Raw genomic sequence first — 21,130 nt, forward strand, 5'->3', positions numbered from 1 at the left:
ACCTTTAAAGAGACTGACTGCACCAAAATTGATTCTATGATGCATTCCTTTTATTCGAGTGAGCCGCCGGAAATTCTCCTTAACTACCTTAGAAAGTACGCATTTCAGCGGATGTTTCGTCGTCGAACTGTTGTTTCATTAAATGCAAGCAGCAGCTCGTTAATCGGCTGCACCATCCAATGGATGCCGACGGAGCAAAAGGAATCCAGTCAGACAGATTTGCATTACTCAAATGCACTGCTTAGCGAAGAGTGGATGACCGGCTCGGAATGCCAGGAATTTCTTCTCGAACTGAAGGAGGGCTGGCGAATAGCTGACCAGTTAAATGTTAAGAGCCCGCAGAGCTTTAATTGGCAATCTCAACAACGAGCCTCTTTGAACGAAAGCATGAATGAGGCAGGTTGGACCGTATCGCTGAGACTAGACGATAGTCAAATTGTCCAACCATTGACTCAGTTAGCAAAAGTTGGGCTGCCATATTACTCCGATGTCATCAGCGCAACTCAGGAATGGCTCGGTCTAAGAACCTTCCATGGCCTGAGCGACTCTAGAGTTCAACATCTTGTCTTCTTGTTACCTCAAAACGAAGCATACGTTGGATCATCTGACCTATCACACGAAGGCTATTTGACGCTCAGAATTGATGGATCTGAAGTGGGCAAGCTCGGCCTTTCAGTCCTCGGAAAAGCCTGGGATGGCATGAGTAACCACCAAATTTGCGCGCGGGTAGTTAACGGCGCTACATTGCTAAGATTGCCTCCCGCGACCCAAGCCCTCGAATTCGTTTTAATTGATGAAGCAGGGCAGGTATTCGACTTTCATAAAGAACATCTTCACATGCAAGATCATGGCGGTCGACGGATCCTGAATACGAATAGCCTCGGTAACGTTACTAAAATACAGGCAGCCGCGCTTGCGGGGGAGGGCGTGCAAATTGAATTCAAGCCATTCGTCGAACCTGACCAAAGACTTAGCCAAGATAAAGGCAGAACTAAACTTTATGAAATTATTGCAACCGTGGTGGCATTTGCAAATACAGTAGGTGGAACCATCTATCTCGGAATCGATGACAGTTGCCAGATCGTGGGGATAGATCAGGAAAAGCTCCGTGCCTGGGGAAAAGAAGCAATCAGCCCATCTCTTATGAACCGATACCTCGGAGCGCTGCGAGCGGTAATCAAGGACAACATCGAGGGGGCTGTAAACGTTGAGGTAACCGCTATATTAGTTGATGAAAAATATATTGTACTTATCGACGTAGCCGAAGCAGTTATAAAACCACTAAACCTCCGCCAGGACTACGTACTCTATTGCCGGCGTGGTGCTAGTAATAGCAAGATCCCTCCTTCTCAATGGACAGGTATTTTTGATTTTCCACGCTCTCCGTTTGCTATCAGTTAACTATTTTTTTGCTTGTGAAGATCAACAGGTAGGTTGAGCTGAGGTAAGAATCAGTTCATTTAGTTGTAATTTGTCCATGAATTATTTGGGCATGTATAATGATTCAACAATAACTTATTTGAAAGGTGCCATAATGTCGACTTATAAAGATTATCAAAAGCAAATTGCCGAGTTGCAGGCCAAAGCGGATCAAGCACGCCATGCAGAAGTGGGAGAGGCCAAAGCCAAAATCCAGGCAATTATGAGAGAGTATGGTTTGACATTAGCTGATATCGGCGGCTCGTCAAAGCAGCTATCTAAGACGCCGAGGAAGCCCGTGGAAGTGAAATACAAGAACGAAGCTACTGGCGACACTTGGACCGGCCGGGGGCGCGCTCCGAAGTGGCTTGAAGGAAAAGACAAAGAGCAATACTTGATTCGATAACAATTGTATTGATCCGTTAGTAGCCTCTGCTAACGGAGTATCCATTAGCTGCTTGCAGTTGCGTCTCTAATGTTTTGGTATTTAAGTTGAAGGCCCAGCGCAGTTAGGCTGATACCGATTGTTTTGACAACGTCTTGGTGCAAGAGGGGAAATACATTCAGTTTATAGAGCACCTTTGTGCAACTTAATGCTAATTACGTAACGGCGATGTCCCCTGTTTTCGCCGCATTCGGTTGAGTCGCTGAATCGGTGAAATTTTAATTTTTCCGCTGGCTGAATAATTCAGGCATCTGATCAGGTGGCCTGCCGGATTCGATAAACCAAACCATGATGTTCAAGTCGGCGCGAAACTGATCGATCGCGCTTTGATAGTCCAAAATTTTAAATTCTTCTACATCTTGAAATGGCTCTCCCGTATTGTCAATGGGATACCGAAATCGCTGATCGTGTGTGCGAACAAATTCCTCCAATATATCTGGAAATAATCCCTCTCTTGGGACAAAGACAGATTTGGGGAAGGGAAAAGCAATTTGATAATTGGCGGATGGATAGTGTTGTTGATATTTCTCGAACAATATATCTAGCCGATGCGTCTTTATGAATTGCTTTGTTTTGAACGCAATGGCACCCTTTAGAAAAAGCTCAGTTGCATGCCTGCATAGATGTAATATCACGCGCGTGTTTGTGTACTGCGGGTAATAGTCCTCAGCCGCCATTGCATTACACAATACTTGGGCGCCCTCCGCAAACCCATCTGCCATCCATAGCATACGTGAAGGGGCTGTTGCTTTTGTGGCGGGCCAAGCCGGCACCGAAATGTTGGTTGACATAAAACCCTCTAATTGTTGCCCGCGATGAAAATATTGCCTAAATTAAAATATTTCTCTTGACCACTAAAGGCATGGATATTTGTACAGTAACGGTTAGTGAGATTTCTACAATACAATAAGTCATTACCAACTGTTAAGCATTTTTTTGCTCCAATGCTATGGCAAATGTGCGCGCAAACGCGTCTGCCTCCACTCGTGGAACTATATATCAGCTATGTCTGGCCGTGGATAAGTGTTACGGATTAGCTCCTGGCCAAAAGCTTCTGATAGAAGACCTAGGCGACCTCACGATTGAGGATGATTCGCAATTTGAGGTAAAAGCATATTCAGATGAGTTGACGGATGGTCATCCCAATTTTTGGAATACGTTGACGAACTGGCTTGACCCTGCGTTTCCTTCCGGCTCCTATCAAGCATTAATACTTCTCACTACTCAGTCCTTCTCCGCGATGGCCACGCTCTCAGCTTGGAATGACAGCAAGCATAGCGACCGCATTGAGATTCTGGAGAAGATCTTGGTGCGTTCCGAAGACCGAATCAAAAAGAAGCAGGATACGACACCTGACTACAAGCCCAGCAAGGCGGTAATGCAGCAACGTTCTGTACTGGCACCCAAAAATCGAAAGTTGCTGATAAGCATTGTCGATAAGATCTTCATCGATACCGGGCATCCAGCTATGCCAGAGCTGTACAAACGAATTCGTAATGAACGTAGTATCGGAATACTGCAAGCAAATAAGGACCTTTTTGTTAAGGGGCTCCTAGGATTTGTTTGTTTTCCGGAGAAAAAAGCTGGGGCATCCTGGGAGATAAGCCATGAAGATTTTGACGATCATTGCCAGATTCTTCTCCAGAAATATTGTAACGAATCCCGCACATTTCCAACGCAGCACTATGATGAATTCGACGAGGCAGATATTGATCTAAACCGTGAAGATTTATTCATTGAGAAAATTCGTGATATTCAGCATCATATATTTTTAGCTTACGCGATTAAAGATTATGAGTCGACAGTACATACGATTGCATCTCATTTCGAAGATTATAGTGCAAGATTCAAGTATTTTAACTCATTCCGTAATCTGGTAAAAATGAACTTCCTCATGAGTTACGATACCGCGCAAAAGAATACGATGGCGGACTTGGGGGCGTCGCAGGTTTTTTATAACAATTGTCAAGTGGCTCCTGCGCCAACGTTCACTGGATATAGTGACGTGCAAACTTGGTTCCGCAACGGGATTATTCATATTTGCATGAATGACCTTCAAGATAATTTCAGATGGAGTTTGAATCCATAATGAGTGATCCGATAAGGCATCTGGATATTTTAAATAATAATCCTTTCATTTTTGCCCCAGCAATTTTTGAATTTTTTAAAGCTTTAGGCAAGAGAGAGCACTCGTTGCTGCTTGCATACTTGGTGTTACCGATTTCTCTTCCTGTTAAACGCAGACTTTATCTAAAGCGTGATTTGGATGCAAGTAATTTGAGAACAATGGCTGAGAGAAAAGATTTGCTGCATGGACTTCAGGATTCGATTGGTGACTACAAGGGTGTAACCAATGCGACTTTGCAGTATCTAGCTAGTTCTGGGTGCATAGAGATTTTGCGTGACGAAGTCATAGTGAGAGGCGCTTTAGTTGGTCTTGATGCTCCGTCGCCGCCGGGCCTGGAAAAAGCAACAGTTACGCTTGCTCGATTTTTTAACGAATATGATGTACCAACAATTTTTCGGATGGTAGGAGTATTATCTCTATGAGAGCTAGCATTATGTATATCGGCATTATTGATAATGCTAATACAGCGTATCATGTCGAGTTTAGCGAAGGTGTTAACGTCATCACAGGCCGGTCATCTACTGGGAAAAGCGCCTTAATTGAGATATTTGACTATTGCTTCGGTAGTTCGGAATTTACCGTTCCGGTTGGGGTCATTACAACCGCTGCGCAGTTCTATTTCACGATTATGAAAATGGAAGCATCCCTTCTTGTAATGGGCAGAGCTGCTGATAGCGAGGATGTATTTCTAAAAGAAGAATTCGATGTGGAGAATTTTGTCTCGCTTGATTGGCTTGGAATGGGGTACTTCGAATCCCAGTATTTCCATCCTCTACGGCAGTTCAAAAAGCGCATGAATCAGTTCTTTTCCATAAAAGTGACGGATATAGATGAGGACATCGAAGCTCGTGCAGCATATGGAAAGCGGCGATCTGCTACACCGTCTATTCGTAGTTTCGCATCGTTCAATCTGCAGCATCAGAATTTGGTTGCGAACAAGCACGCTATATTTTACAGGTTTGACCAAAAAGAAAAACGTGAGCAAGCGATCGAACACCTAAAAATCTTCTTAGGGTTTGCAGATCAGCGCTATTTTAGTCTGATGCAGTTATTCAATGAGCTTGATGCGAAGCGTCGTCGACTAAAGCGAGAAATCCCCAAAAAGAAAGATCAAGAAAGCATACAGCGCGCCAAGTTGGAGCAGGTCATCTTTTCATACAGGGCAATTACAGGAAAAGAATTTGGCTTGAATTTGGACGCTGCTATAAGTTCTCCAGCCAATGCGCTCAACTGGCTGGGGGCACAGAAAGTCAAGTATGTCGCGGGCTCTAACGAGCATGTAAAGTTGCTCAATCAAGAGGAGGACCGCAGGACCGAATTGACCAGTCAACTTCGAAAGTCCCAGATTGCCTTGACCCAGGTGGAATCTGCAGGGGAGTTTTCGAAGAAATATTTGGAGCACAATCAGGCTATTGCGCTTCCTCGTACGGCCAACATCAAGCACGCCAATTGCCCGTTCTGTGAATCAGAGAATAACGTCGTTGAATCGAGTGCCAACCAGTTAACCGAGGCAATTGGTTGGCTTAACAGTGAACTTCGCCGCTCTAGCTATCGTCAGCTTGCTCTCGATGAAGAATTGAGTGTATTAAAAAAGCAAGTGGCGCATGATCGGGCGAATTTAGCTTCGTGCTCTGCAAAAATACGCTCTCTGAAGAAGCAGACCGAGAACATGGGGGCGCTAAAGAATCAATATGAGCTCGCTGTTGAGGCAAAATTACGTATTGAAGCTGTTCTGAAAGAACTATTGAATCAATCTAAAAATACGATCGATTCAGATATTAAAGCATTAGATATTGAAATTAAAAAAATAACGGACGAACTTAAGCTTAATTACGACTTGACTGAAAAAATAAAAGAAGCTGAAGGGCGCATTCGCACCCTTTTGGCTTTATACGGCAGTCGATTCGACTTTGAGGGCTCATACAAACCAATTAACCTCCATTTTTCCTTGGAGAGTTTTGATTTGTGGCATGTAACGCCGAATAATAAAGAAGTATTTCTTCGCTCAATGGGCAGTGGTGCAAATTGGCTGGCTTGTCACCTTGTGCTATTTCTAAGCCTTCATCGCTATTTTTGTGAGGTTGGCGCGGATTGCTCCATTCCACCAATCTTATTCTTGGATCAACCAAGCCAAGTTTACTTCCCCACTATTTTAGACAATGACTCCGAATTTTCTCCCGGTGAGCTGGTTAAAAGAGATGCAAGTCGTGAAAAGAGCAAACCTGTAGATGAAGATATTGAGGCAGTAACTAAACTTTTTGATCAGCTGGTGGTGTTCTGCCAAGAAACAAAAGATGAAACTGGTATTTGTCCCCAAATTATTGTTACTGATCACGCAGATAAATTAGTTTTGAAAAGTGGCGTGACTTTTGAGTCTTTGGTTCGCAAGCGATGGCGCGAGCAACATGATGGTTTCATCGATATGCGTGGTCTCACGATTGATGGTAGATAACGAAATAAGTTTATTTCCCATTTAAAACTTACTCGTGAGATTTGAAAATAGTAAGTGCAATTTTTCTGTTTATTTTTTTAACTGAGTTATTGTCTTAAAATGAATTAGACGATAACAGGAGTGTTATATTGTTTACTTTGCTAAGTTTTGTTGTTCGACACAAAGGGCGTGATTTATATAATTGTGAATTCTCCAGCACAGAAAAAAACGATCGGGATCGAATATTGACGACACTCGTGATTGGAGAAAATGGCACCGGAAAAAGCTTTTTGTTAGCAACAATGGCTGATTTTTTTTCGGTATCTAATTTCTCATACGGAAAGGATTTCGACCGGGACAGTCAGTCCTGCTTTTAAATACGATAACGTCCAGCTAGCGTATTTTTTAGGCGGGAAATTATACGAGATATCGCGCAATAAAAGTGAAATTAGAGCTTATTGTAACAAAAAGGAAGTGGAAATTAATAGATCAATATTCCCTAGTAGAATATTAGCACTTTCCTTTATCACAAATGATAAATTTTCATTTTCTGCTGAGGTTGATGGTTCTTATTCCTACTTGGGTGTGCGTGCTACAGGCAACGCAATGTACACCAGCACTATTGAGAAACGATTATGCTCTCATATCTCCGCCATTTCGAGAAATGAAAAACGAGTGGAAAAACTCGGTGACATTCTAGAGTTTCTTGGCATGGAGAGAAAGTTAAGGATCAGACATGAGCTTACTAGAAAAACATTATTCAAATCGAAGCTAAATCATAAAATAATAAATTCTGCGCTGTTGAAAGCAATCGATAGAAAAAAATATCTAAGTTATAACTTGAGGTCAATTTCTAATGAGCAAATTGAACTGCTAATATCCAATGTGGATAAGTTAAAATGTAGACTTTCATCTGAACCGCTTTCGATTGAGTATGTTGTGGATTGTGACTCATCGAAGTCGACGATCGATTCCGACGAGTTAGAGACTATTAACATATTAGAGAATATAGAATTTATTTCGCCTCCTAAGGTTGTTTTTTCAAAAGCTGATGGATTTGAATTTGAGCACACTAGTTCTGGTGAGAAAAGTGTGCTTTACACGATGATTAGTTTGCTTGCAGCGACCATTTCAGATTCTTTAATATTGATAGACGAGCCTGAAATTAGTCTTCATCCTTCATGGCAGATGCGTTATGTGAGTCTATTGAAGAATGTTTTATCGTCGTTCCCGGAATCGCACTGCCTGTTAGCTACTCACTCACATTTTATGGTTTCAGATATTGAACCCAAAGATTCTGACTTGGTAACGGTATCCAGAAAAAATGTTGATGGAAATATTGTTAAGAATTTTGAGAAATTAGATTACAGTACGTATGCTTGGTCGGCAGAAAATATTTTATATCAAGTTTTCAACTTAAGGACAACTCGCAACTTTTATTTTGAGCAGGAGCTTTCTGAGTTACTCTCAATGATTTCACAACGCTCAAAGAACGTGCCTCGAATAAAGGAGTTGGTTTCGAAATTTTCTTCATTGCGGTTCAACGAGTCAGATCCTATTAACATAGTGATTGATCAAGCTAAAAATTATCTTGCTAAAATATGATTGTTCAAATCAAGTCTGCAGCTATGCCAAGACGTATAAGGAATATGCTTAGGGGGCTTAATCCCCTAAAGGGCGGTGAGTGGGATTCCTCCTCACCTGGAGTGGCCGCTTTTAAAGAAACAATTTATTGTCAGTTGTTGAGTATTCAAAATGGTAACTGCGCTTTTTGTGGTTTAAGTCTTTTTGAAACTAGTCGTGCGGAAATCGAGCATATAGTTCCTAAGGGCGGAAAGAAGCGACCTGCTTATCCAGAATATGCTTTTCATAGAATAAATCTTGTTTTGGCTTGCACTTACTGCAATGGCAGTTCAAAAAAAGGGCAAGCAGATGTGCTGCGCTTAAAGAACGTAAATTTTAGAGATTGCAAGATCGCCATTGTGCATCCGATTATCGATGATCCGTCGATGCATTATTGCTGGGTTAATGAAAAACAAAAGGTATTGATAGGTGCTTTGACTAGGAAAGGTGCGTACAGTATTGCCTTATTTAAATTATCAGCTACTAAGCAAGCGGAGGCTAGGGCGAAACAGATTGTTTGGGAGGCAATGAAAAAAAATAATGTTGCATTGATTGATGCAATACTTACTACAAAGATCTAATTTTAGATATGTCAAGCCAGAAGTTTTCGTCAGCTTGGTGAGTCCATATTGCTCACGATAGGACGGCGTGTTTCTCTGTGCCTGATGGCGTGCTGGGGGCGGCGCTACCCCGCGCCAAGCTCGCCAAGGCAGCTTAGCCGCGCTAGTTCGCAATGGAAGACGATCCGTGAAGTGCTGTCCAGGCTCGATAATCCACTTTGACTACCATCATTGTACAATTCGTGGCGTAATGAATCGGATGTCTAAGTTTTTGATTTTTTTAAAATTTTAGTCACTCACACAGTAGATTACTGTAACGTAGCACTACATAATGGTTCGAACCCAGCTGGGCAGGCCATAAAATCAAGGACTTAGAGAGTTTCTCAAGTCCTTTTTTTGTATCTGTAGTTTTCGTGTAGGCACTGTGTAGGTTTTTTCGAACTTGGGGCGAGCATGAATGATATGGACGTAATTGGTGACCTGGCGCCCAGCACTGCGCTTATGGCTGAACTGAATGCAAATGGGATTAGGATTGAATGTTTCCAGGGAAAGGCAAGTCCCGTTAGTGGGAACGGCCTTGAATGGGCATGTGCGGACTGGTACCGCGCTGAGCGAGTTTTCCGTATCTACTTGCCGCTTCTTTGTTCTGCCCATCAGCTTTTCCATGAATTGCTGCATTGTTATTTTGGTTGCATAAGAGGCATGGAGCTCGTTGTAGCTGTGACCGGCGCGGAGCCGCGTGTTCAAGCTCAAGTTGCCACTTTTAACAACGATTTTGATCACATTTTTGTAGTGCAGCGCGAAATCGAGGAGCATCCTGAGGCGGAGCAATTTTGGGATGCGGAATTTCGCAGGTCATACGCAGAATTAGACTTGCATGCGGCCGATGTGCTGACGCGGTACCAGAATAAGATGATGCTTCTGAAGGGATGGGCCGTTTTGGATGTGGCAATGCCAAAGTCGGATATTCGGTCAGTATTCGAGATGGCGCTTGAAGGATATGGGTGCAAAGAAGCATCCCATACGATGTCGGAAGCCATTAAGAGGGCAGGGAGCAATAAACGAGCTGTGGTAGAGGTTTTTCTAGAGGCACTAGGATTTGACTATCAGAATTTGCGGCGCGCAACATATGCTGCGTGGTAAATTCACGATGGCTTAACCACGCCCAAGATATTGGCCCGGGAGACGCTGAACATCCGGGCCAGTGCGCTCACGCTCTCGCCGGCGGCATACTTGGCTATGATGTTGGCACGCTGCTCGGCGGTCGTTTTCGATGGGCGGCCCAGCGTCTTGCCTTCATTCTTCGCACGAGCCAGACCGGCTTGCGTGCGTTCCACCAGCAAATCACGCTCCATCTCGGCCACGGCGGCCAACATGGTCAGCATCATCTTGCCCGCCGGCGAGGTCGGGTCCAGCTTGCCAAGCTGGAGGACGATGACGGCAATCTTGCGGCTGGCCAGCAGCTTGACCGTGGCGCAGACGTCCTGCGCGTCTCGGCCCAGGCGGTCCAGCTTCGCTACCACCAGCGTCTCACCATTCCGAATCTGACTGAGCAGCGCGGCGAACTGCGGGCGCTGGGTGGCGCCGGTTTTGCCGCTGATGGTGTCAGCAAACCAGAAATCGACCTGGTGGCCTGCCGCCTCGATTTCGATGCGCTGGTTGTCAGCGCTTTGTTCGGTGGTGCTGACGCGGCCGTATGTGAAGGTTGCCATGGTGTCTCTCCGGTTAGACTGTTGGAAAACACTGTTGGAATATATCTTCTTGTTAGAAACTGCAAGGGATATTTTTCCAACATGGATATCCATTGCTTTGCATGGATGTTAAAAATCGTTCGTTTTCTAACAGAGCACTATAGAGTTCATTTATTGCAAGGCGCTTTGTCGGTGTGTACGATTCCCATTTTTTATGGAGCCCATCATGTCCAGCGACAAAATAGCAATGGCACTGGCCCGCAAAGAATATGCTGACGCATCAAAAAAATGGAACGATGCCGACCTGAAGTTCAGTTGTTGCATTCGCGACGCGGCTGGATGGGATGACATGCGTCAAGCCTCGGAATCTCTAGAGACGGCCACGCGGAGGGTTCAGAGCAGCTTGACAGGGCTTTTGAAACTGGGCTATCCGATCAGCAACTTACCCTTGTACAGGTTGATACGAGAGAGAGATTGACAAGCGCCACTTTGGCCCCTGCGTACACAAGAGGCCGCTGCGCTTTGCATGGTCAAAACAATAGGGGGGCGGTATTTTGCCCCCTTTGTCTTTTCATTCCTCTGCCGAGCTATCTGGTCTTGGCGCCGTTCACCGTCGCTAGCTGGATGCCGGGCGCGCGGCGGAGCATCCTCGACTTTCGAGTCATGCTGCCATTCCTCTTGCCACGGACGCCATAATTTCCTCGCCGGCTTGGATAGTAAGTCGCGCCGTGTGCTTCGCACTTGTGGCAAAGCAGTCAATTTCCTCAACTAGAGTCTGCTCACTTGTTTGCCCGGCTCTTGGGTGATTTCCCACTCGCGCGCAACGCCTGCTTAACAGCCGTCCAACGGCCGTAGTGCACCCAGCCGATACTGCGTCGCATCCCTGTCGCATCCGAGTCGCAACCGGCGGGGTTTCCGCAGCTTGGCGTGAAGGCCGATCGAAGGGGCTTGCAAGGGGCTTTAAAGGTATCGAAGGGGGGGCTGTACGGTTCGCCTGCAGCGCCTGTAACTCGTTGCAGGCGTTGCAGGTGCCGTTACACACCTCGGTATAGCGAGTTATCCAATTCTTTCGCTTTTTATGCGCAGACATCCCTAATACAAGCCAGCGTGAAAGGTGTTGTTGGCAAGCCTCGCATTACTCAAATTCTATTCTCAGTCAAAATATCATAATGACAACTTCCATTTGGCTTACTATATTGCTAATGAAGTAAAAATTTAATAAGGGGGGTGTATGAAATTCTTTCGTTGTCTTTTGGCTATCACAATCGGATGCACTGTTAATTTGCCACTTAAAGCAAATGCTGCAAAGCATTGCTTAGAAGTTGTCTCATTGGGAGGCCAACCCGCACTTAAAAACATTTGCAATATGGAAATTAGTGTGGCTTGGTGCGGTACGGCCCCCACCGGAAATTCAAGCGTCGACTGTAATCGGAAGAAGATTGCGTTGCGTGGAGTGAATGCACAGGCGCATATACAAGTGGCAGATAGTTATGGGGGATATGGTCATTTGTATTGGTTCCACTGTGATGACGGAAACACTCCATCCAACCTATCTTGGAACGGTTCTAGCCTTACGGGTATGTGCAAGTAGAGGCACAAGCAAGGTTTCGAGAGTCGGTATTCAGGAAATATACGACGAAGCCTCGCGAGCATTCGCGAATGATGGCTTGTCCCGGAGGGCGAGCGTCACTTGTCCTTGGGCACAGCAAAGGGACAAGTGGGGACATATTGAGGACAGGGCGTGCTCCTGAAAATTTAGGAGTGCGGCACCGGCGGACACCTCCTTGAGTCTCAGGAGGCTGGCGACGGTAGCGCTATGGAATTTCCCATACCGGGATTTTCCCGGTTCGCGGCTGGCGTAAATACGGGATTTCCCCGTATTTAGGGGATGAGGTTTTCCCAAAATTCGGGGCGATGCCGGATTTCCTGCATCGGTCACCTGGTTGAGATTCGCAGCTCAGTTTTAGGCCGCGAATAATCGCGCGGACCGACTGCTCAATTGTGAGCCGACGGCCGCCGCCGACGTGGCGCCGAGCTCCTCCTCAAGGGTGAGCTACGCCGTCGCGACCAGCACACTCCCTCATTGTGAGGAAGTCGGCGCCGGCCAGCGCCAACTGCGCACCAAACTGCGAACTTATTCGAGCCGAAATCGTTCGGAAACGCGGTCAATTCTGCGCAGAAAATCGGCCACTTTCCCCTATGGGGGGCGGGTTTCTACAGCGGTTCGAAACCCGGCCGGAGGTGCGCACTTAGGCACATTCCGCTGCGTACTTATTCAGGATCAGGGCTGCGAGCCAAACTACTGATAAGATTGCAAGAAGACAATCTACTGGAGTTCGAATGGACCGCGCCAAGTATGTGCCGCCGCCACAGCACGCAAAAATAAATCAATTCGCGATCCGCTGTTTTCGGGAAACCGGCGATGCTGACTATATTGCGGCTCGAATGGCTATGCGGGCAAGACTTGCAAATCCTTTTCTCTGGTCTGCTGAGCAAGCCATTGAAAAGTACCTGAAGTGCATTTTGATGTTGAACCGCCACAGCACGAAAAACTTGTCGCATGACATCGGCGCGGCGTTGGCTCTTATCAACGAATCGCTCCCGTTCAAGATAAGTCTCAACGAAGGGGAACAGCAGGTATTCGACCACATCGCGCAGTGCCAGGGCGACCGGTATTTGATCCACTCCCTTTCACTGGACGACTACGAACTATTGCAACTCGACCACCTGGTTTGGCACCTACGCCAGTACTGTCGGCCGCTAAACGTAAGGCACTATGCCGACACCCCAAGTGAGAAGGTGCTTCTTGAACGGGTGCGTGAAATAGAGGCGGGGATAGGCGGACCGGCGAAGTTTGGTCGAATTGAAGGAGCTTTTCTAGAAAAGGTTCTTGAGGATAAAAAACACCCCGCACACGACGCTTTGGTATGGCAGAACCTCATGTTTTCTCTCTCAAATAGGAGGAGCGTGATGTTTCGAAATAACTGGCAGGCTATCAACGCACCGCTATGGGTTAATCCTGAGCTTGCGGACGAGGCGGCGAAGTGGATGAAAATTCCAAAATTTGCTCTGGAAGCAGCTCACAACTGGGCCAAGCAGAGAGAAGAGAGGAAAGCTGCTCAAAAGACGGGGTAACGGATCAGTCTCGGGAGCGTTATCCTGTTCTACCTGTAGGAGCTGGTCGACGCCTTCACTGACGGCAAGCCGAGCGTCTGACTGTTTCATCGCAGCATCTGAGCGCTTGATATAGCTTTCTATTTTCTGGATTAGGCCAAGATATCGTTCATTTAACGCTTTGTCTTTAGATTGCTTGAGTTGAGCGGTCGCCTCATCCAAAACCATACTGATGTCTCGCGACGATAGGCGAAGAACTTTAGCATCCGGAAACGGTTGAGCGAGGATGTCATCCATCTTCAGCAACCAGTCCTCTACTGCCGAAATATTTTGCTCAAAAGTTGCAAGCCAGTGGTCGATAGGTCCGTCAGTTAGCCCTGGCGTCGTAATACTGCCTGCGGGTGCGTTTGTTTTTGTGCTCATCTGGTTTCATGTCCGTTGATCCAAGCGTTTGATTGTTAAAGTATAAATGTGTTCCTCCTCTAAGTTCTATTCAATCGGGAGACAACTCGCCGTAGATTGTCACGGTTTCGGATCCTTTTGATCTGGATCATACTTTCTGTTGATATAGATCACTATTCTGTTGGAAGTATTTTTCAGCGGAAGGGAGGGACTGTGAGTCCAGATACGCGGACTAACCTCAGGTCCGAATGTAAGTTCAGTCATCATGCTGAAGGTGAGGTCGATCCTCGGTTGAGCTTGGCCTGCTCTGTGCTGGATGCGTTGCCGGAGCAGATCGCGGTATTGGACATGAGTGGCGAGATCGTTGCCGTCAACGCCGCCTGGCGTCGCTGTGGTCTGCAACAAGGGCGACCTGTTGGGCGCAGCGATATCGGCCGCAATTATCTTGAGGTTTGCCGTAACGGGGGGAGCGCCGGGATCGAAGGCGCTGGCGCTGCTGCTGTCGGCATCGGCGAGGTGTTGGCTGGCCGTACCGGCTATTTTCAGATGGAATATCCCTGCCAGACGCCGAATCGCAGGCGTTGGTACAGCATGACGGTGTCGCCGCTGGCGCATGGCTGGCAGGGCGTGGCGGTGGTGCATGTGGATATCACGGAGCGTCACGAGGCTGAAGTGGAGTTGCGGATTGCCGCTACCGCTTTCGAATCTTCAGAAGGCATGATGGTCACCGACAGCCATGGCGTCATTCTGAAGGTCAACACGGCATTTACCCGCATTACCGGTTACGGCGTGAACGAGGCGGTCGGACAGACCCCGGCGATGCTGAGTTCCGGCCGGCATGAAGCTGAGTTTTACAGCTCCATGTGGCAAACGATCGCACACCAGGGTTCCTGGGAGGGCGAAATCTGGAATCGCCGCAAAAATGGCGAGGTGTATCCCGAGCATCTCAGTATTGCGGCTGTGCGCGACGAGGCGGGCGCGATCTGCAACTACGTTGCCGCGCTGACCGACATCACCCGCAGCAAGGCCGCCAGCGATGAAATCCGCAATCTGGCCTTTTTTGACCCGCTGACCCGTCTCCCCAACCGCCGCATGCTGCAGGAGCGCCTGCGCCAAGTGCTGGCGGCCAGCAATCTTCATGATAGCTACGGTGCACTGGTCTTCATCGATCTGGACAATTTCAAGACGCTCAACGATACGCTGGGCCACAATGTTGGCGATTTGTTACTGCAACAGGTCGGCGCGCGCTTGCTCGCCTCCATGCGTCAGGGCGATACGGTGGCGCGGCTGGGCGGCGATGAGTTTGTGGTGTTGTTGGAGCGCATGAGCAGCGACCGCATGGAAGCCGCTGCACAGACCGAGGCGCTGGGCGCCAAGATTCTGGAGGTGCTGAATCGCCCCTATATGCTGGCCGGCCATCCTTGCTATAGCACGCCGAGTATCGGCGCCACACTGTTCCACCACGGCCGTCCAGCCCATCCGGATGAGTTGCTAAAGCAGGCGGATATTGCCATGTATCAAGCCAAGCAGGCCGGCCGCAACGGCATGCGCTTCTTCGACCAGCAGATGCAGGACACCATCAACGCCCGCGCCAAGCTGGAGGAGGCGTTGCGGATGGCGGTCGAACAGAAGCAGTTTGAGCTCTATTTTCAGATTCAAGTTGACCAATTCGGCGCTGCCACGGGGGCCGAGGCGTTGATACGCTGGATACAGGAAGATGGCAGTTTCGTTTCTCCGGCCAGGTTTATTCCATTGGCGGAGGAAACGGGGCTTATATTACCGATCGGTGATTGGTTACTGGACACCGCCTGCGCCCAGCTGAAGCGCTGGCAAAACGATCCGAAGACCGAGCATTTGACGTTGGCAATCAATATCAGTGCCGCCCAATTGCATCAATGGGATTTCTGCCAGAAAGTCGAGGAGTGCGTTGAAAGTTACGGCATTAATCCTCAACGATTAAAGCTGGAGCTGACGGAAGGTATCCTGCTGGCGAATATAGAGGATACCATTTCCAAGATGCAGAAATTAAAATTCCTTGGCATACGTTTTTCGTTGGATGATTTTGGAACTGGGTATTCATCGCTGCAGTATTTAAAGCGGCTACCGTTGAGCCAATTAAAAATAGATCAGTCTTTCGTGCACGACTTGGTGAGTAACAATAATGGCCAGGCTATCGTCTCGACGATTATTGCGATGGCGAGCAGTTTGCAGTTGGATGTTATCGCGGAAGGTGTGGAAAACATGGCGCAGCGCAACTACCTGGAGCAGCTGGGCTGTTCCCGCTACCAAGGCTATCTGTTCGGTCGACCGATGCCTGCAGCCGCTTTCAGGGCATCGCTAAGCCAATGCCTGTGAATTCATGCCAGAAATTGGCGCGTATAAGCTGATTTTTGGCGCCAAAGCATCGGGCGTTGATCAACCGCTAAACGCGATGGATTAAAGGTTTGCGCTATTCTGGACGATGAGCTGATTATATGGCGGCCGACGGATTGATATAGTGGGCCGGTTTGGCCAGCTGCGAGTCGCTCAAATATTTGTGTTGATTTCTTTTGCATTGCTTGCCTTGATTGATAATTGTCTTCGCCACGCTTGGATTATTATTGAGCGAGAAACCGCCACACTGGCGCTAATGCCGTTAAGTTAAGCAGAGATTGCCCATCGTCATTCCGGCGAAAGCCGGAATCCATAGGGCTTATGCCAAGCAAATTCAGCATGGGCAGCAGCGGCCGACCGCCCGGCTTACGCCGCGACGACGGCGCTTAACTGAACGGCATTACCACGCTGGCGCGATATTAGTCCGCTGCCTTGGGAATTGGCTACGTATGGGTGAGCCGGGCGACGGTGATAACGGGGACGGTGCAGCTATAGTGCTCGTTGTTTCTTCAGTCGACGGCTGTGCATTGGATAGAAAATGTGCAGGAAGGTTTTCTTCAATAAAAACAATGGCTTGCATCCTGAAACTAAGCATTGATAACAAGCTTATCCACAGAATTTGTTAACAACCTCTAACCTTATGCGAAAAACGCGTGAGCCCTGCCGCCCATCCTCGCTTTATAGCTTTTAGGCATAAAAGAAGATCCAGACTACAAAAAATTTGCATATTGATAGTTGGAACAATTCGTTGTTTGCAGTTTTTCCCAACTTTATGATGCAAGCCACTAAGGCCTTTTGCAGCTGGATGCCCCGGGCGCGTCCTGCATAACTCGACAAAAACAATCAGGACATACCATGATCAATTCCTATTCCGGCGTGCGTCGCCGGCGTATCAGCCTGCTCGTCTCCGCACTTTTCGCCGCCGCGCCGCAGGCGTTTGCCGCAGAGGACGCCCCGGTGTTGCCGGCCACCGCCGCTGCCGCATCCACCGCAGCAGCCACCGCCGCCACCGAAGCCGATGCCACCACCGTCGGTCTGGCGACCGTCACCGTTGCCGCCGAGCGCGAAAGCGAAGCGAAGAAGGCGAAAGCACGCGGTGCGCTGGGCGACCGCTCGGATCTGGAAACCCCATTCGCCACCGCCACCGTCACCAGCGCACAGATCCAGGACCGCCAGATCGCTAGCCTGGCCCAGGTGTTCGTGGACGATCCATCGGTCAGCGCCAAGGGCAGCACCTACACCCAGAGTTCCTACGCCGTTAGCGTGCGCGGCCTGACGCTGGATTTCACCAACGGCTACAAGATCGACGGTCAGCCGTTCCAGATGTACGGTGTCGAGCTGCCGCTGGAGGCGTTCGAATCGGTGCAACTGCTGAAGGGCGCCACCGGCTTCCTGTACGGTTTCGCGGCGCCGGGCGGTATTATCAATTACGTCACCAAAAAGCCTACCGATGAACGCTTGTTCAGCGCCGATATCGGCTATACCGACAGCGGCATCTGGCGCGAGCACGTCGATGTCGGCGGCCGCTTCGGTGAGGACAACCGCTTCGGCTACCGCGCCAACGTGTCGCACGAGGAGGGCGATACCTACAACGGCGCCGGCCTGAAACGCAACGCGGTTGCGTTGGCGCTGGACGCGCGTCTGAGCCAGGACATCACGCTGAGCGGCGGCATCCTCTACCAGGAGCGCGACCTGAACGGCGGCGTGCCGACTATTTCGCTGCAAGCCTATCCCGCCGCCTCCGGGCTGCCGAAGCCGGTCGCCGGCGACACCAACTACGGCGCCTACGCCAGCACCTATTACGATTCGACGATGTGGATGGGCACCAGCGCCGTCGACTGGCGCATCAACAATGACTGGAAGGCCAATCTGACCTACGGCCACACCTTCAAGCGCATCGACAGCTCGATCGAATCGCTGTACCTGACCAACCAGAACGGCGCCTACAGCAACCGCCTGAATCCGTACTACCGCCCGACCCTGACCTACAACGCGCTCAACCTCACGGTCGACGGCGCCTTCAACACCGGCACCATCAAGCACCACGTGGTGTTCGGCGCCGGCCGCCAGGGGCTGAGCCGCACGCTGAACTATCAGTCGGCGCTGAGTCTGTACAGCGCGGCCACGGTCGGCAATCTGTACCAGGCGCCGCCGGTGCTGGTGGACACCTCGGTCAACGATCGCCGCATCTACACCATTTCGACCTACACCCAGAAGTCGCTGTTCGCCAGCGATACCATCGACTTCAACCAGAACTGGTCGCTGCTGGCCGGCGCGCGCTATGTCAATTATGAAAACCTGAACTACAACACCGCCGGCGCGTCGACCTCGGCCTATAACAAAAAGCCGACCACACCTACCGTGGCGCTGCTGTTCCACCCAACCACCAGCACCACCATCTACGGCAGCTATGTGGAAGCGCTGGAGGACGGCGGCACGGTGTCGACCACTTACGCCAACGCCAACGAAGCACTGGCGCCCCTGAAAAGCCGTCAGGCCGAGCTGGGCGTGAAGACCGACCGCAGCGACTGGGGCGCGTCGGCCGCGCTGTTCCGCGTCCGTCGCGGTGCCGCCTATGCCGATTACAGCACCAATCCGCAAGGTATTTACGTTCAGGGCGGCGAGCTGCGCTACCAGGGGCTGGAGCTGAACGGCCACGCCGATCTGCAACGTTGGCTGACCGTCAACGCCGGCGCCACCTGGCTCGATGCGAAGTACCGCAACACCACGCCAACCATCATCGGCAACCGCGTCGAGAGCACGCCGCGCTTCCAGGCCGTGCTGGGCGCGGACCTGAAAGTGCCGCAGATCGCCGGCTTCTCGCTGCACGCCGACGCCAGCTATATCGGTAACGAGGCGGCCAACAGCGCCAACAACCCGAACTGGCTGGTGCCGGCCTACACGCTGCTGAACGCGGGCGCGAGCTATCGCAGCCGTGTTGACGGCCATTATCTGACCTATCGCCTGCAAGTGAACAACCTGGCCGATCGCAGCTACTGGTATTCGACCGCGTCGAACGCGTTGCAGATCGGCGCGCCGCGTCAGGTATCGCTGAACCTCAGCTTTGAACTGTAAAAGGAGACCAGTTTGAAAAAATATCCACTGATCGCCAGCTTGGCGATTGCACTGGGCGCTTGCAGCGTGTCGCAGGAAACGCCGAAGGCGCCTCTGGCGGCGGCCGCCGCCAAGCGACCGAACATCCTGTACATCATGGCCGACGACCTGGGCTATTCGGACATCGGCGCCTACGGTGGCGAGATCGAAACGCCCAACCTCGATGCGCTGGCGCGCGCGGGCCGTCTGCTGACCAACCACCACACCGGCACCGTGTGCGCCATCACCCGCGCCATGCTGATTTCCGGCACCGATCACCATCTGGTCGGCGAGGGCACGATGGGCGCGCCGCGCGATGAACGGCGTGGTCTGCCGGGCTACGAGGGTTATCTGAACGATAGCTCGCTGTCGGTGGCGCAACTGCTGCGCGATGGCGGCTATCACACCTACATGGCTGGCAAGTGGCACTTGGGCGGCGGTCAGCCCGGTCAGGGCAAGACGCCGGATCAGTGGGGCTTCGAACGCAGCTACGCGCTGCTGCCGGGCGCGGCGCGCAATCACTACGGCCATGAACCGGAAGGATCGAAGAACTATGCGGAAGACGGCCAGTTCGTGCTGCCGGGCGACGGTTTCTACTCGACCGACTTCTACACCAAAAAGCTGATTAGCTACATCGATGCGCAGCGCGCCGACGGCAAGCCGTTCTTCGCCTACGCCGCCTACACCTCGCCGCACTGGCCGCTGCAGGTGCCGGAGCCCTACCTGAGCAAGTACAAGGGCCGCTACGACGCCGGCTACGACGCGATCCGCCTGGCGCGTATCGCGCGCATGAAGCAGTTGGGTATTATTCCGGCCGACTTCCAACCGTATGAAGGTCTGCCGGAAACGCTGGAACGCTCGCCGGCCACGCCCAACAGCGGCAAGCCGGAGGCGCGCTACGTCAACGCCATCAACGGCAAGCCGCAGGGCTATGTCGATTACGGCCCGGGCCGGGTGGTGAAGAAGTGGAACAGCCTGACCCCGCTGGAGAAAAAAGCGCAGGCGCGCTACATGGAAATCTACGCTGGTATGGTGGATAACCTCGACCACAACATCGGCCTGCTGATCCAGCACCTGAAGGATATCGGCGAATACGACAACACCTACATCATGTTCCAGTCGGACAACGGCGCCGAAGGCTGGCCGGTGGACGGCGGCGCCGATCCGAAGGCGACCGACGAAGCCAACGCGCAAGGCGACGCTTACGCCAAGCTGGGCACCGATCAGCTGAAGCGTCTGCAATACGGCCTGCGCTGGGCCGAGGTGAGTGCCGCGCCGTTCCGCAACGTCAAGGGCGCGTCGAATGAAGGCGGGGTTTCGACACCGCTGATCATCAAGCTGCCGGGCCAGCTCCAGCAGCAGCCGATCCTGCGCGAGCAGACTTATGTGACCGACAACACCGCCACCTTCCTGGCGCTGGCCGGCATCACGCCACCACAGCGCAAGGCGCCGGCCGATATCGATCCGGAAACCAAGCGCGACCGCAACGAGGGCAAGGTGGTGTACGACGGCCGCAATGTCTATCCGCTCACCGGCACTTCGCTGTTGCCGCTGTTGCAAGGCCAAGCCGCCGGCAAGCGTGGCCTGCCGTTCGCCGACGAGTCCTACGGCCGCGCCTACTACTTCAGCGATGAAGGCCGCTGGAAAGCGGTCTGGGTCGAGCCGCCGCAAGGTCCGGTGGACGGTCACTGGCAGCTGTTCGATCTGCGTAATGATCGGGGCGAAAACCACGACGTTTCGGCCGAGCATCCGGAACTGGTGGCGCAGCTGGTGCAACAGTGGCACGCCTACATGAAGCAGGTTGGCGGCGTGGAACCGCTGCGTCCGGCCGGCTTCTATTGATGGAGTAGC

The 21,130-nt window shown here is 50.6% G+C and carries 15 protein-coding genes; 13 read left to right on the forward strand and 2 right to left on the reverse strand.

What is annotated here, in order from left to right; genetic code table 11:
- The first annotated feature begins 36 nt into the window (after window positions 1-36).
- Window positions 37-1,401: an AlbA family DNA-binding domain-containing protein gene (locus GJ699_RS00295; protein WP_154371998.1), complete on the forward strand. Its 1,365-nt coding sequence runs from the start codon at window positions 37-39 to the stop codon at window positions 1,399-1,401.
- Between the two features lie 133 nt (window positions 1,402-1,534).
- Window positions 1,535-1,825, forward strand: a complete 291-nt coding sequence (locus tag GJ699_RS00300) for an H-NS histone family protein (protein ID WP_154371999.1) — start codon at window positions 1,535-1,537, stop codon at window positions 1,823-1,825.
- A 257-nt stretch (window positions 1,826-2,082) separates the two neighbouring features.
- On the opposite strand, the gene GJ699_RS00305 is transcribed toward GJ699_RS00300, so the two are convergent.
- The gene (locus GJ699_RS00305) at window positions 2,083-2,655 is read right to left on the reverse strand and encodes a HEPN domain-containing protein (RefSeq protein ID WP_154372001.1); all 573 of its coding nucleotides are present in this window, start codon (window positions 2,653-2,655) and stop codon (window positions 2,083-2,085) included.
- A 158-nt stretch (window positions 2,656-2,813) separates the two neighbouring features.
- On the opposite strand from GJ699_RS00305, the gene GJ699_RS00310 reads away from it, so the two are divergent.
- From GJ699_RS00310 to GJ699_RS00335, 6 genes are all read left to right on the forward strand, one after another.
- Window positions 2,814-3,953 (forward strand): hypothetical protein, encoded by a 1,140-nt coding sequence (locus GJ699_RS00310; protein WP_195763417.1) that lies wholly within the window; start codon window positions 2,814-2,816, stop codon window positions 3,951-3,953.
- A complete protein-coding gene (locus tag GJ699_RS00315; protein ID WP_154372005.1) occupies window positions 3,953-4,414 on the forward strand; it encodes a three component ABC system middle component in 462 nt (153 codons plus the stop codon). Before GJ699_RS00310 ends, GJ699_RS00315 begins: the two co-directional genes overlap by 1 nt.
- Window positions 4,411-6,444, forward strand: a complete 2,034-nt coding sequence (locus GJ699_RS00320) for a DUF3732 domain-containing protein (RefSeq protein ID WP_154372007.1) — start codon at window positions 4,411-4,413, stop codon at window positions 6,442-6,444. Before GJ699_RS00315 ends, GJ699_RS00320 begins: the two co-directional genes overlap by 4 nt.
- A gap of 453 nt (window positions 6,445-6,897) precedes the next feature.
- Window positions 6,898-8,028 carry an AAA family ATPase gene (locus GJ699_RS00325; protein WP_154372009.1) on the forward strand — a complete coding sequence of 377 codons (1,131 nt, stop codon included), beginning with the start codon at window positions 6,898-6,900 and terminating at the stop codon, window positions 8,026-8,028.
- Entirely contained in the window at window positions 8,025-8,627 is a 603-nt protein-coding gene (locus tag GJ699_RS00330; RefSeq protein WP_154372011.1) for an HNH endonuclease family protein, read from the forward strand. The genes GJ699_RS00325 and GJ699_RS00330 overlap by 4 nt, the downstream gene beginning before the upstream one ends.
- A 432-nt stretch (window positions 8,628-9,059) precedes the next feature.
- Window positions 9,060-9,749, forward strand: coding sequence for a hypothetical protein (locus GJ699_RS00335; protein ID WP_154372013.1), 690 nt, complete (start codon window positions 9,060-9,062; stop codon window positions 9,747-9,749).
- A gap of 2 nt (window positions 9,750-9,751) precedes the next feature.
- Here GJ699_RS00335 and GJ699_RS00340 read toward each other — a convergent pair whose 3' ends face one another.
- Window positions 9,752-10,318, reverse strand: coding sequence for a recombinase family protein (locus GJ699_RS00340; protein ID WP_154372015.1), 567 nt, complete (start codon window positions 10,316-10,318; stop codon window positions 9,752-9,754).
- Window positions 10,319-10,523: 205 nt separating this feature from the next.
- Here GJ699_RS00340 and GJ699_RS00345 point away from each other — a divergent pair, with 205 nt between their 5' ends.
- The 5 genes from GJ699_RS00345 to GJ699_RS00365 all read left to right on the forward strand — a co-directional run bounded on the left by GJ699_RS00345 (window position 10,524) and on the right by GJ699_RS00365 (window position 21,121).
- Window positions 10,524-10,775, forward strand: a complete 252-nt coding sequence (locus GJ699_RS00345) for a hypothetical protein (RefSeq protein ID WP_154372017.1) — start codon at window positions 10,524-10,526, stop codon at window positions 10,773-10,775.
- Window positions 10,776-12,637: 1,862 nt separating this feature from the next.
- Window positions 12,638-13,432 carry a hypothetical protein gene (locus GJ699_RS00350; RefSeq protein WP_154372019.1) on the forward strand — a complete coding sequence of 265 codons (795 nt, stop codon included), beginning with the start codon at window positions 12,638-12,640 and terminating at the stop codon, window positions 13,430-13,432.
- Window positions 13,433-14,122: 690 nt separating this feature from the next.
- Window positions 14,123-16,168: a putative bifunctional diguanylate cyclase/phosphodiesterase gene (locus tag GJ699_RS00355; protein ID WP_371867401.1), complete on the forward strand. Its 2,046-nt coding sequence runs from the start codon at window positions 14,123-14,125 to the stop codon at window positions 16,166-16,168.
- A gap of 873 nt (window positions 16,169-17,041) precedes the next feature.
- On the forward strand, window positions 17,042-19,261 hold the full coding sequence (locus GJ699_RS00360; RefSeq protein WP_154372021.1) for a TonB-dependent siderophore receptor: 2,220 nt from the start codon (window positions 17,042-17,044) through the stop codon (window positions 19,259-19,261).
- A 12-nt stretch (window positions 19,262-19,273) separates the two neighbouring features.
- On the forward strand, window positions 19,274-21,121 hold the full coding sequence (locus GJ699_RS00365; RefSeq protein WP_154372023.1) for an arylsulfatase: 1,848 nt from the start codon (window positions 19,274-19,276) through the stop codon (window positions 21,119-21,121).
- Window positions 21,122-21,130 lie beyond the last annotated feature (9 nt).

Origin of the sequence: Duganella guangzhouensis, assembly GCF_009674535.1 — a bacterium.
GTDB classification, from domain to species: Bacteria; Pseudomonadota; Gammaproteobacteria; order Burkholderiales; family Burkholderiaceae_D; genus Rugamonas; species Rugamonas guangzhouensis.